At 58.8% G+C, this 11,934-nt stretch carries 11 protein-coding genes and 1 tRNA gene; 8 read left to right on the top strand and 4 right to left on the bottom strand.

Translation table 11 applies throughout. From position 1 onward, the window contains the following. Nucleotides 1-12 precede the first annotated feature (12 nt). Both BLW03_RS01860 and BLW03_RS01865 read right to left on the bottom strand, forming a co-directional pair. Complete coding sequence (locus BLW03_RS01860; RefSeq protein ID WP_074652092.1) at nt 13-279, bottom strand: hypothetical protein; 267 nt, start codon at nt 277-279, stop codon at nt 13-15. A gap of 40 nt (nt 280-319) precedes the next feature. Then, the gene (locus tag BLW03_RS01865; RefSeq protein ID WP_074655701.1) at nt 320-2,050 is read right to left on the bottom strand and encodes a sodium:solute symporter family protein; all 1,731 of its coding nucleotides are present in this window, start codon (nt 2,048-2,050) and stop codon (nt 320-322) included. A 332-nt stretch (nt 2,051-2,382) separates the two neighbouring features. On the opposite strand from BLW03_RS01865, the gene BLW03_RS01870 reads away from it, so the two are divergent. The 8 genes from BLW03_RS01870 to BLW03_RS01905 all read left to right on the top strand — a co-directional run bounded on the left by BLW03_RS01870 (nt 2,383) and on the right by BLW03_RS01905 (nt 10,370). Continuing rightward, complete coding sequence (locus BLW03_RS01870) at nt 2,383-2,757, top strand: response regulator (RefSeq protein WP_074652093.1); 375 nt, start codon at nt 2,383-2,385, stop codon at nt 2,755-2,757. A gap of 109 nt (nt 2,758-2,866) precedes the next feature. Next, entirely contained in the window at nt 2,867-4,939 is a 2,073-nt protein-coding gene (locus BLW03_RS01875; RefSeq protein ID WP_074652094.1) for a heme lyase CcmF/NrfE family subunit, read from the top strand. Then, a complete protein-coding gene (locus tag BLW03_RS01880; protein ID WP_083350257.1) occupies nt 4,939-5,418 on the top strand; it encodes a cytochrome c-type biogenesis protein CcmH in 480 nt (159 codons plus the stop codon). Before BLW03_RS01875 ends, BLW03_RS01880 begins: the two co-directional genes overlap by 1 nt. A gap of 3 nt (nt 5,419-5,421) precedes the next feature. Next, nucleotides 5,422-5,688 carry a hypothetical protein gene (locus BLW03_RS01885; RefSeq protein WP_074652095.1) on the top strand — a complete coding sequence of 89 codons (267 nt, stop codon included), beginning with the start codon at nt 5,422-5,424 and terminating at the stop codon, nt 5,686-5,688. A gap of 85 nt (nt 5,689-5,773) precedes the next feature. Continuing rightward, nucleotides 5,774-8,017 carry a penicillin acylase family protein gene (locus BLW03_RS01890; RefSeq protein ID WP_074652096.1) on the top strand — a complete coding sequence of 748 codons (2,244 nt, stop codon included), beginning with the start codon at nt 5,774-5,776 and terminating at the stop codon, nt 8,015-8,017. Nucleotides 8,018-8,091: 74 nt separating this feature from the next. Continuing rightward, nucleotides 8,092-9,420, top strand: coding sequence for a hypothetical protein (locus tag BLW03_RS01895; RefSeq protein ID WP_074652097.1), 1,329 nt, complete (start codon nt 8,092-8,094; stop codon nt 9,418-9,420). 103 nt (nt 9,421-9,523) lie between these two features. Beyond that, nucleotides 9,524-10,054 (top strand): DUF4149 domain-containing protein, encoded by a 531-nt coding sequence (locus BLW03_RS01900; protein ID WP_074652098.1) that lies wholly within the window; start codon nt 9,524-9,526, stop codon nt 10,052-10,054. Between the two features lie 239 nt (nt 10,055-10,293). Then, nucleotides 10,294-10,370: transfer RNA gene (locus tag BLW03_RS01905), tRNA-Asp, on the top strand. A gap of 322 nt (nt 10,371-10,692) precedes the next feature. On the opposite strand, the gene BLW03_RS01910 is transcribed toward BLW03_RS01905, so the two are convergent. Next, on the bottom strand, nt 10,693-11,289 hold the full coding sequence (locus BLW03_RS01910) for a redoxin domain-containing protein (RefSeq protein WP_170834925.1): 597 nt from the start codon (nt 11,287-11,289) through the stop codon (nt 10,693-10,695). Nucleotides 11,290-11,580: 291 nt separating this feature from the next. Further along, entirely contained in the window at nt 11,581-11,877 is a 297-nt protein-coding gene (locus BLW03_RS01915; RefSeq protein WP_074652099.1) for a putative quinol monooxygenase, read from the bottom strand. Between the last annotated feature and the right edge of the window lie 57 nt (nt 11,878-11,934).

The following is an 11,934-nucleotide window of genomic DNA, read 5'->3' on the forward strand; positions in this document are numbered from 1 at the left end:
GCGCAGCTGGCTCTAGTGGCGGTTGATACGGGCAGCCTCAGCCTCGTCACGCTCCCAGGTACGCGGATGTGTTGGGTCGTTCTGCCAACGTGCTCGACGGCCCAAGAAGAACATCATGGCGCCAAATAAGGCCATGACGCCACCCCACAACACATTGATGTTCTGCCCCAGTGACTGCGCGTAGATAGGGCTGTTCCACGTGATCGCGCCATAGCCGAGCATGAGAGCGCCGATCGAAAGAAACATCAGGCCAAGTGGAATACGAAGATCGAGACCCATGACTGCTCCTTGGGGATTGGTTCGTTTTGCTAACCGCTCGTTATGCGAAGACCAGGTTCAGGAGCAGCAGGATTGCGAGCACACCGATGCCGAGCGTCATTGGTCGGCTATACCACGGCAGATGATGCTCGACTGGCTTCGGCGTCAGCGAATAGACGAGGCCGACCAACTCTTCTTCCAGCCTCGCCTTGGTGAGGAGACTGACAAGGATTGTGACCAGCAGGTTCACCGAGAAGGCGAAGATTGCCGTCCAGAAATTCTGCGCCATGTCACTGGGATAGCTATGGACATGGGCGATCCAACCGCCGTGGATGCCGGGCGCATCGCCAACCGGGAGTGTCAGGCCGTGATGCAGCAACGCGGCGGTCGTTCCGCTGATGAGGCCTGCAAACGCTGCATGCCCTGTCGTCCGCTTCCAGAACATCCCAAGCAGAAAAGTCGCGAAGAGCGGCGCATTCACCAGTGAGAACACCAGTTGCAGAGTGTCCATGATGTTGTTGAAGCCGGTGACAAGATACGCCGCACCGACACTCAGAATCACACCTCCGACTGTGGCCCACCGGCCCATCTTGAGGTAGTGCGCATCCGTAGCATTTTTGTTGAGGTAACTCTGATAGATGTCGTAAGTCCACACGGCATTAAACGCAGTGACATTACCCGCCATGCCCGACATAAAGCTGGCAAGCAACGCGGTCAGGCCAAGGCCAAGAATTCCCGTCGGGTAGTAGTGCAACAGAAGCGTCGGGATGGCGAGGTCGTAGTTGTAGACCGGTTGGCCCTTGCTGTCGGTCTGGAGTGTGCCGGTACGCGGATCCATCTTGACCGGGATCATGCCCTGCGACGAATTGATCGTTGTGCCGTTCACGTGCGAGATCACGGTCGGCGTCGCCACGGCGATCAATCCCGGCAGGATGACAAGGAACGGAAAGACCATCTTCGGGATCGCTGCGATCAGCGGTACCTTCCGGGCACTCTCTTCACTGTCCGCTGCCATGGCGCGCTGAACCACGAGGAAGTCAGTGCACCAGTAACCAAAACTAAGTACGAACCCAAGCCCCATTGTGAGTCCGAACCACTCCACGCCCAAAGGGTTCGTGTTTGCGTGGCTCATTCCTCGCCATGAATGCATGTAGGTCTCGGGCAAGCGCGTCTGCAGGCCATGCCAGCCGCCGATGTTGCGCAGGCCCAGGTACACCAGCGGGAGGAAGCCGGCAACAATCAGGAAGAACTGGAGCACTTCGTTGTAGATCGCGCTCGTTAGACCACCAAGGAAGATGTACGCCAACACAATCACCGCGCTGATGAGCACGGAGACGTGGAAGACATACTGATCCGGCACGATGCCGTGGAAGATGCCCAGCGCCTGGATCAGCAATGCCATGGCATACATGCTGATACCGGATGAGAAGAGCGTCATGATGCCGAAGGAGACAGCGTTCAATGCGCGCGTCTTTTCGTCGAAACGCATGCGCAGGTACTCGGGCACACTGCGGGCTTTCGAGCCGTAATAGAAGGGCATCATGAAGATGCCTACAAAGACCATCGCCGGCACGGCGCCAATCCAGTAGAAGTGGCTGGTGGCCAGGCCATACTTCGCGCCGGATGCCCCCATACCGATGACCTCCTGCGCGCCCAGGTTTGCGGACAGAAAAGCAAGGCCGCAGACCCATGCCGGGATGGAACGTCCCGCCAGGAAAAAGTCATTGCTGGTACGCATGTAGCGCTTCAGTGCAACGCCGATGCCGAGCACAAATACGAGGTAGACGGCCATAATCAGCCAGTCGACAGTGCCAAGGTGGGTGCTCAAGTGGTGGCTTCTCCCAAATCCGCTTACTTAGTTTGTGCCGTCAGAAGTTCGCACCCAGCCTAGCCCCTCCCACTTGAGTTCGTCTATCTGCATGAAAAACAGCCGGATCGTAGAGCAAGCTAGCCGCAAAGCGCCTTCGGATATTTTTCTTGCAAAACTTTGCGTATCTCGTGGGCAGCGCATCGTGAAACATCCGCATCCAAAAGCGCGAAAGACCCAAAAAAGCGCGAAATACTTAAACGCCGTTGGAGAATAGCCCGGCAGGCCAAACCTGGCCCCTGAGGATTCGAGGAAGAATGCAACGCACTGTTTTGTTGATTGACGATAATGCCATCCAGGCTGCCACACGCCAGACGATTCTGAAGAGAGCCGGCTACTTCGTCATCCCTGCCCTGAATGCCGAACGCGCCCTGCAGCAGTTTCGTGAGAATGACTTTCCGTCCGAAATCAACATGGTCATCACAGACCACATCATGCCGAATATGAGCGGCGCCGAATTCGTACGCGAACTGCGCACCTTCCGTCCGGAACTGCCAGTCATGGTCATCAGCGGCCTGGAAGACGCCGAAGAGGAATATCAGGGCATGAACGTGCTCTTTCGCCTGAAGCCTCTTCTGCCCGACAATCTGCTGGCATCAGTGGACCGCCTTATTCGTCCGGACGCAGCCTGACACCCCTCTTTAAGCCTCACCAACACCGATGATCGCACTAAGGTTTGCCCACGGCCTCTCCACCTGAGAGAATGGCTACGCGTTCCCGTTTGCGGGCCGCGGTAAACCCATGTCCCATCCAATGCCCCAGTTCGGCAGTTTCGCGCTTCTTCTGGCACTCTGCCTGTCCGCTTACACGTTCTTTGCAGGATCGCTGGCACTCTTCGCCATGCAGCGCGGGTTGCAGCTGCGCGTCTCCGCGGAACGACTGGCGGAGACGGCTCGGCGTGCCGGGCTGGGCAGCTTTATCGCAGTTCTTTGCGCCGCGATTGCCCTCACCTGGGCGGCATTCACGAACGACTTCTCAGTCGAGTACATTCGAGAACATAGCAACATCGCCCTCCACCCGGCTTACAAGTTTTCCGCCTTGTGGAGTGGTCAGGAAGGTTCCCTTCTTCTCTGGTCCTTTCTCACCGCGGGCTACGCCTTCGTGCTGCGTCTGCGCCACAGGACGGATGTTCGTCTTTTCGCCTATGCATCCGTCATCCTCGCGGCAATCCAGATATTCTTTCTTGCGTTGCTGAACTTCGCGGCTGAGCCTTTCTCGCTGACCAAGGGCGTCATCCCCGCTGACGGCAACGGGCTGAACCCCCTGCTGCAGTATCCGGAGATGGTCATCCATCCGCCGATGCTGTACCTCGGTTACGTCGGCTTCTCAGTCCCCTTCGCCTTCGCTCTGGGCGCGCTGATGATGAAGTACCCCGGCGAAAAGTGGATCCGCATCACGCGCCGCTGGACGCTCGTCACCTGGCTCTTCCTCACCGTCGGCATTTCGCTGGGCATGCACTGGGCGTACGCCGTACTCGGTTGGGGCGGCTACTGGGGATGGGATCCGGTCGAGAACGCATCGTTCCTGCCGTGGCTTACAGCTACAGCATTTCTGCACTCCGTCATGATGCAGGAGAAGCGTGGCATGATGAAGAAGTGGAACGTCTGGCTCATCTTCCTGACGTTCATGCTGACCATCCTTGGAACGCTTCTGACACGCTCCGGCATCGTCAGCAGTGTTCACGCGTTCGCGCAGAGCAGTATCGGTGACTGGTTCACCACGTTCCTCTGCATCATCTTCGCCGTATGCCTCTTCACCTTCTTCCGGCAGAGTGGTCATCTGAAGTCTGAGCACAAGCTTGAGGCGATCGTCTCGCGCGAGAGTTCCTTCCTCTTCAATAATCTTGTTCTGCTCGTGGCCTGCTTCACCGTGCTCTTCGGCACGCTCTTCCCCGTGCTCAGCGAATATGTGCAGGGGTCGAAGGTCACGATGGGCGCGCCGTTCTTCAATCGAGTCGCGGTGCCCATCGGTTTATTCCTTTTGCTGTTGACGGGCGTTGGACCGCTGCTGGCGTGGCGTGCAACGTCGCTGCGATCCATCCGCCGCAACTTCATCCTGCCGTGCTCAGCCATCGTTGGTAGCGCGATCATCCTGATGCTCAGCGGCCTCCATCCGTGGAAGGCGTCCAGCGAAGACCTTGAAGGTCAACTCTATGCGCTGGTGTGCTTCTCCATCGGCGCGGGCGTTTTCATGGCGATCCTTGCGGAGTTCCTGCGCGGCGCGCATGTCGTCGCAACGCAGACCGGCAAGAACTTGGCTACCTCCGCGTGGACGCTAATGATGCGCAACAACCGGCGCTATGGCGGATACCTTGTTCACTTCGGCATCGTGGTCCTCTTCGCGGGTCTCGCGGGTGCGGCCTTTAACCAGTCGCAAGAGCTTGAGATGGGCTTTGGCGACTCGCTGACCATTGGTAACTATAAGATCGTCTGCCTTAGCTACACACAGGATTCCAACGCGAACTACGACACCGACTTTGCGCTGCTCGACGTCTACAAGGGCGGGAAGAAGCTGACGCAGATGACGCCGGAGAAGCGTTTCTACAATGCCAGCCAGACGAGCTCAACGATTGTCGCGATCCACTCTACCGTGCTGCGCGACCTGTACGTCATCTTCCTCGGTCGCAATCCCGAGACGAACCGCCCCATCATCAAGGTCTTCCTGAATCCGCTGGTTTCCTGGATCTGGGCCGGCGTCGCGATCGTCTTCGCGGGTACTGTCCTCGCGCTGCTACCGGGCATCCGACCCATGCTGAGCAACAAGGCCGCCACGATCATCCCCGAGCGCGAACTGCAGACTGTGAGCGGTGACTAATGCGGGCTCTCCTCAAAAATCGCGTTCTGCAGATGGTTCTGCTGTTCAGCGTTGCCCTCATCACCATCGGCGCCGGCGACACGACGAACAAGTTCTCCAGCATCGGCCACAGGATGGTTTGCGTCTGCAGCTGCGGGCAAATCCTTCTCGAGTGCAACCACGTTGGCTGTCCGGACAGCGACCGCATGATCGGTGAGCTGCGTAACCAGGTCGCCGGTGGCGGCACGGAAACCAGCATCTTCAACTGGTTCGTCGCGAAGTACGGTCCGACCGTATTGGCCGCGCCGATTCGCGGCGGTTTTGATAACGCCGCATGGATTATCCCAGTCGCCGTATTTCTTCTTGCGATCGTCGGCACCGCATTCCTTATCCGCCGCTGGAAGGGGCGTCACATGCTCGCGGTCCCCGGCGCACCCGCCATGCCTTTCGCGGGCAGCAACGATGTGCGCGATCGCATTCGCCGCGAGACGGAGTACTAGCTCATGAGCATCGCCGCATCCATCGTTCTCCTTGTCGGACTCTTCGCCTTCACCTTTTGGCCGGAGAAGAACCCGTTTACGCAGCGTGCCGCCTCACGGCTGGACTTCCTGCGCGAACGCCGCGATGCTGTCTTCGCCAATCTGCGCGATCTGAATTTCGAGTACAAGGCTGGCAAGTATCCCGAAGAGGACTACGCCACGCAGCGCGCCCTGCTGGAAGACGAAGCGACGACTATCGTCACGGAGATCGACGTCCTCGAGCGCGCCTAGGATCGCCATCGAGCTCCAGATCGATCCGCTCTGATACCCTGCGAAAGCAACCATAAATTCAAGAAGCGACACCACAAGGAGCACCATGCCCCTGCGCCGCCGCATCCTTTCCATCGCCGCTGTTGCGCTTGCGATGAGTACTTCTGTATCTGTCGTCGCCCAGGCCAAGGCCGCGTCCTATAAGCCGGTGAAGGGTTCTGAAATCCTTTGGGACAAGTGGGGCGTACCGCATGTCTTCGCGAAGAACACGAAGGATATGTTCTTCCTCTACGGCTATGCGCAAACGCAGGCCCACGCTGAACTCATGATGCACGTGATGGCTGCCAGCCGTGGGCGCTCAAGTGAGATCTACGGGGCGGGCGACGGTGACCGCAATCTGAAGACAGACCGCTGGGTCTGGCTCAACGAGATCCCAAAGCGCTCTGAGGTTTGGCTGGGACAGCAGACGCCGGAGTTTCGCGGCTACTTGGAAGCCTTTGCAGCCGGCATCAACGCCTATGCCGCGGCGCATCCGGAAAAATTGAGTCATGAAGCAAAGCAGGTGCTCCCGATCACCTCGCTCGACATCATTCAGCACACGCACCACTTCGTGAACTTCGAGTTCGTCTCCAATCGCAATGCCATGGAGCCCCATGGTGTTGCGCCCACAACGCAGGCCTCGCTGGAGCTGCCAGACTCGCCTTTCGCTCCTACCAACTTGGATATGCAGGATGGATCGAATGGCTGGGCCATCGCACCATCTCATACGGTCGCGGGCGGAGCCATGATGCTGATGAATCCGCACCTCTCCATGGGAGGCGAAACCACGTACTTTGAAGCGCAGCTTGTCGCTCCCGGCATCAACCTGACCGGGGCATCGCAGGTCGGCCTGCCGGTCATGCGCTTCTGCTTCTCTGACTACGTTGCCATCACCAACACGGTGAACACCGGTACCGGCTCACTCCAGTTCAAGATCAAGGAGCAGGACGGCGGCTACCTCTACGACGGCAAGGTAATGAAGTACGAAACCGCGCAATATCCGTTCCGCGTCAAGCAGAAGGACGGCAGCTTCACCACGGAAGTCGTGCAGGTGCAGAAGACCGTTCACGGCCCCATCGTCCGACGCGACGACGGATCGCCCATCGCACTGATGACATCCGGCCTTGATCGGCCCTTCTTCCTGGAGCAATACTGGAAGATGGATACCTCGCATAACTTCGCCGAGTACGAGGCGCAGTTGAAGCGGGTCCAGGTACCCACCTACAACATCCTCTACGCGGACCGTGACGGACACATTGAGTACCTTTTCAACTCCATGGCTCCGCGCCGCACTGGCGACTGGGCCACGTGGACACGCCCGGTCGACGGTTCCACCAGCGCCACCATGCCCACGGGCTACCTCACCTACGACGAACTGCCAAAGCAGATCGACCCCGCCAGTGGCTACGTCCAGAACTCCAACGAACCACCGTGGGATGCGTCGTGGCCGACGATGATGGACCGGTCGAAGTACCCCGCCTACATCTCGTCGTTCTTCCCGCTTTTCCGCAGCGACCGCGGACTGCGCATGCTCAGCGAGGACCAGAAGATCAGCTTCGACATGCTGTTACAGAAGAAGTTCTCGACCCGCATGGAGATGGCCGACCGCGTCCTCGACGACCTGCTCACAGACGTCGATCAGTCGAGCAGCACCCGCGCCAAACAGGCCGCGGCGGTGCTGAAAACGTGGGACCGGCAGGCCGAGGCGAACTCGCGCGGAGCACTGCTCTTCTACACCTGGGCGCAAAAATTCGTCAGCCCCAGCGTCGGCATGACGACCGCCGCCGCGCAGAAGAACTTTGCGGTGCCCTATGACTACAACCAGCCGCTAACGACGCCACGCGGCATCAAGGATCCGAAGCTGGCCGTGCAGATGCTGGTGGACGCCGCTGATGAGACGGAGAAGCTTTACGGCTCCATCGATCGCCCGTGGGGTGACGTGATGAAGCTGGAGATCAACGGCCAGTCCGACGGCAACACCGCCGCGACGCGCGGTCCGGCCCTCAATGGCGTCTCGCTGCCAGGCAATGGCGGCTACGGCAACCTCGGCATTTTCCGCGTCTTCACCTGGGGTCCGCTGCTCGACGGCAAGAAGACACCGGTTCACGGCGACGGCTTCACCATCGCGCTGGAGTTCTCGAAGACCGGCATCAAGCAGGCAAAGACCTTTGTCTATTACGGCGAATCGTCGCAGGCCGGCTCGCCCTTCCACACCGACGAACTGCCGCTGATGGAGAAAAAGCAGTGGCGCGACGTTTGGCGGACTCGGCCGGAGATCCTGGCGAACCTGAGTTCGAAGGACACTTTCTAGACGAAGCGCGCTCCATGTAAAAGGCCACATCTCAGGATGTGGCCTTTTCGCTTCCCCATTTAGACTTAGAAGCGATGCGTTCCCTTAGACTCACCGCTCTCACGGCGCTGCTGGCGCTGCCTTTCTCGGCCTTCGCGGCCAGCTCGCTTACTGGCACCATCACCAATGGCACGACGAACAAGCCGTCCGCCGGCGATACCGTCACGCTCATCCGTCTGGCTCAGGGCATGCAGGAAGCCACGCACACCACCTCGGACGGCAAAGGTCACTACGAACTCGTGATACCCGACGAAGGCATCCACCTGGTGCGCGTGACGCACGAGGGTGCTAACTACTTCAAGCCAGCGCCTCCGGGGACGACGAGCCTGGACATTGACGTCTACGCCGTCGCCGCAAAAGTCCCTGGCGTGAAGCTTGAGGCCGACGTGATGCGGGTGCAGACCGAAGCAGACGGCAAGAGCCTGCGCGTTGTGCAGCACTTCTTCCTGAAGAACGACTCCACGCCACCGAAGACACAGTTTTCCGACGCAACCTTCGACTTCACGCTCCCCGAGGGCGTCGCGATCGAAGGTGCAGCAGCGCAGGGCCCGGGCGGCATGACCGTTCAGTCTCAGCCCGTGCCACTTCCAAAGAAGGGTCACTATACCTTCAACTTCGCCGTGCGTCCCGGCGGGCAGACACAGTTCCAGGTGAGTTATCGCGTACCGTACAACGGCTCGCTGAAACTGACACCCACGACCGCCATGGCGGCCGACAACGTCATCGTGATGATGCCGAAGTCCATGAAGTTTGAAGGCGGCAAGACGCCTTGGGCGCCCGTGCAGGATGAAGTCGACGCACAGACCTTCGTCGCACGCAACATCGCCGGTGGTGACGCCGCCGAGTTGACGCTAAGCGGCCAGGGGCAGTTGCCGCGCACCACCACGACATCCGACGCGACGGGACAGGGCGATGGGACGTCCCCCGCTGGTGTTGCTCCCACTGCGCAGGCCAATGCGAATGGTGCGGCTAACGACGCTGCAGGCGTTGCTGCCGCTCCTGGCAAGCCGGGTGGTGGCCTCGGCACACCCATCGACACGCCCGACCCGCTGAGCAAGTACAAGTGGTGGATCATAGCCGGCATCGGCCTGCTTCTGGCCGGTGGAGCAGGGTTCCTGCTCTCGCGTCCGCAAAATGCCGCTGTGGTTGCCGCAGATCCAACGCTCGCACCCACGAACACGTATGTTGCTGTCTCCCCCGTTGCGCACCCGACCTCGTTGCTGAACGTCCTGCGGGATGAGTTGTTCACACTTGAAAGCGATAAGCTGACCGGCAAGATCACCGAGGAGCAGTACGCGCGCGTGAAGCCTGCTCTGGAGATCGTTCTGCAGAATGCACTCGAACGGAACAAGCCATCGGCGTAGTCGTCAATCCTGAAAGCCCACCTTCGCGCTGCGAGGGTGGGCTTTCGTCTTTGCGCCGCTTCCTGCCGCCTCTCGGATGGACTGCCACCACTACACTATTTCCATGGTCATCGCTGCCCGTATCGTTCGCCTGCTTGCCTTTGCTGTCTGGATGGGCGCCCTCATCTTCTTCGGTGCGGTAGTCGCTCCCACCGCTGCGCGCATCTTCGGCACTACAGAGCAATTCGCAACATTCATCGGACACACGTTACTTTTCGCGCACTCCATCGGACTGTGGTGCGGTGTCGCGATGATCCTCAGCCTGCGCTTCCTGGGAGCCCGCGCTTATCGCATGCCGGTGCAGGCTGGCCTGGTACTGCTGATGATTGTGCTGACGTTCGTTTCGAACCGCGCCATCATTCTTCCCATGGAACATGATCGCGCGCTGGCTGGCGGCAACATCAAGATCCTCGTGCCCGGCTCGCCCCTGCGCGAGGACTTCGAAGCACGCCATGCGTGGTCCACACGTGTCGAGAGCGTCGTCATCTTCGCTGGTATCGCACTTGCCGTGCTGATCGGTATGGAGGGAGGCCTGCGCGAGCGTACAGCGGCCACGCCTCCACGCAAGGTGTTTGATCTTTCGGACGACGTCTAGTCGTTGCTCCGTTCGCTTTCCCCTGCACTTACGGAGCGGGTACTATTTTTCCGAGCTGATAATTCTGCACAGGCAGATCGGCCACCTTGGACGAAAGTTCTGATAAACTCAATCTTGTCGTCGCGAGAGAACAGGCAAGCGAAATTTGCCGGACACTCCGCGATAACACAATCGAAGTGCGAGGGCACGAATCACAGTGACCCGCTTCGATGTGACAACCATCTTGCACCAGCAAGCTTGGGGACGTAGCTCAGTCGGTTAGAGCGCTGCCCTGTCACGGCAGAGGTCGCGGGTTCGAGTCCCGTCGTCCCCGCCATCAATCTAAAGCACCTGGATTGAGGCGGACCCCAAGAAGCAGAGATGGTGAGTGCAATGAACACTCCCCCTCCGAAATCTTCTCTTTCCATCTAGGCTTATGACCACAACCCCACACCATTGCGCTGCTCGCTTATGCGAGCTCATACACCTCCACGTGTGTCTTCTGTCGGCGTGTCGCAACAGTTCCTGGACCGTCTTTTGATCTTCCTCGTTCCGCCCTCATGAGTGTCACGGAAAGGTGTTTTCTTCGGTCTCATTTTGGGATTCCAGATGGGTCGTTCTCGTCCTCGGTTCGATCCATTGCAATTTGCCGAACTGGGTCAGTCCTGCTCGTGGATGGTTTGAGCGTATGTCTTTCCGTAGGGATAGAAACATTCTTTGCGACCTTGCTGCCATGCACCTCTCGTGACGGGACTTGTAAGATCCCAGTCCGGCCTGCATTTCGTGGTGACAGCGCGTAAGTCCTGCCGCAGATCTTCCATCGTCGGCCTTCCGAAGTACCAGTACCCGTTGTAGATCTTGTGAATGATGAGACCCGGCTCAAGAACAACAACGTGGGGAATCATGGGATTGTGGGAAGGATCCGTATATTCCGCGATTTCGAGATCCTTTTGAATGACACGGCCTGCGTCGGACAAAAAGGTCCAGTGTGCGCCGACTCCGCTGCGGTACTCATTCGTCTCCGTGAGGTTGTCGGTACTGATCGTGACAAGCTGGCAGTAACCCACTTCTATTTCACGGTGTAGCTGGACAAGCCCTTCATGGTGGCAGCGGTCCTTCGGACAGTATCCCCCGCGACTAAGAACGACGATCATCGGATCGCTTCCTTGAATTTCGGACAATCTCCGCCGTTTTGCTGTGTGGTCCGTCAGTTCGTAATCAGGAAAAGGGGCGCTAGGTACGATATCGAGTCGCATGTTCTTGAGTATTCCTTTCTTCAATTGCGGCCGGTGTTAAACAAGAAGATTGCGCTGGACGGGATACCGACCAACGGACCTTCATGGCTGGAGGCTTCATCATCAAGTTCTGTTTCAGGCGGTGCCTGGGTGGACAGGCGACCTCTGTCGCATGAACGAGACTGAGAAGGTCGAGGCAGACCGGCGGCGGTAAGTGGGTCGTGCGGGTTACGAATCAATGTGAGTCACCGATGGATGCGAAGTCGAAACTCGCGATCCAACGGCGCCTCACAACGAGCGTCACCACAACACCTACTTCTGGGCGACTATCTGCAGGCGACTGATCTTGGATTCGGTGAACAACTCACCGGCCTTCTCAATGAACTCCTGTCCTGCTGGGCCGTTCAGATGCGTTTCGCGGGCGGCTTCGGTGTCGAAGGTGTCGAAGACCCGATAGATCCCGTTCTCGCCCTCGATCTTCCCGGCATGCCACGAGAGGGTTCCTGGTTCGGTCCTCACCATCGAGGCCTCTTTTGCGAGGAACGGTTCGATCTCTGCTTCTTTTCCAGGTTTCGCTTTCATCTCAACGAGCAATGCGAACTTAGCCATTTCGTAGATCCTTTCGTGGTGAGTGGTTCGGTTGATGATTTGCTGAGTGCGAGAGTG

This window comes from Terriglobus roseus, from assembly GCF_900105625.1.
GTDB classification, from domain to species: Bacteria; Acidobacteriota; Terriglobia; order Terriglobales; family Acidobacteriaceae; genus Terriglobus; species Terriglobus roseus_B.

Coding starts and splice junctions, on each gene's coding strand:
- BLW03_RS01860 (WP_074652092.1), bottom strand. CDS start 279: ATGGGTCTCGATCTTCGTATTCCACTTGGCCTGATGTTTCTTTCGATC.
- BLW03_RS01865 (WP_074655701.1), bottom strand. CDS start 2,050: ATGGCCGTCTACCTCGTATTTGTGCTCGGCATCGGCGTTGCACTGAAG.
- BLW03_RS01870 (WP_074652093.1), top strand. CDS start 2,383: ATGCAACGCACTGTTTTGTTGATTGACGATAATGCCATCCAGGCTGCC.
- BLW03_RS01875 (WP_074652094.1), top strand. CDS start 2,867: ATGTCCCATCCAATGCCCCAGTTCGGCAGTTTCGCGCTTCTTCTGGCA.
- BLW03_RS01880 (WP_083350257.1), top strand. CDS start 4,939: ATGCGGGCTCTCCTCAAAAATCGCGTTCTGCAGATGGTTCTGCTGTTC.
- BLW03_RS01885 (WP_074652095.1), top strand. CDS start 5,422: ATGAGCATCGCCGCATCCATCGTTCTCCTTGTCGGACTCTTCGCCTTC.
- BLW03_RS01890 (WP_074652096.1), top strand. CDS start 5,774: ATGCCCCTGCGCCGCCGCATCCTTTCCATCGCCGCTGTTGCGCTTGCG.
- BLW03_RS01895 (WP_074652097.1), top strand. CDS start 8,092: ATGCGTTCCCTTAGACTCACCGCTCTCACGGCGCTGCTGGCGCTGCCT.
- BLW03_RS01900 (WP_074652098.1), top strand. CDS start 9,524: ATGGTCATCGCTGCCCGTATCGTTCGCCTGCTTGCCTTTGCTGTCTGG.
- BLW03_RS01910 (WP_170834925.1), bottom strand. CDS start 11,289: ATGCGACTCGATATCGTACCTAGCGCCCCTTTTCCTGATTACGAACTG.
- BLW03_RS01915 (WP_074652099.1), bottom strand. CDS start 11,877: ATGGCTAAGTTCGCATTGCTCGTTGAGATGAAAGCGAAACCTGGAAAA.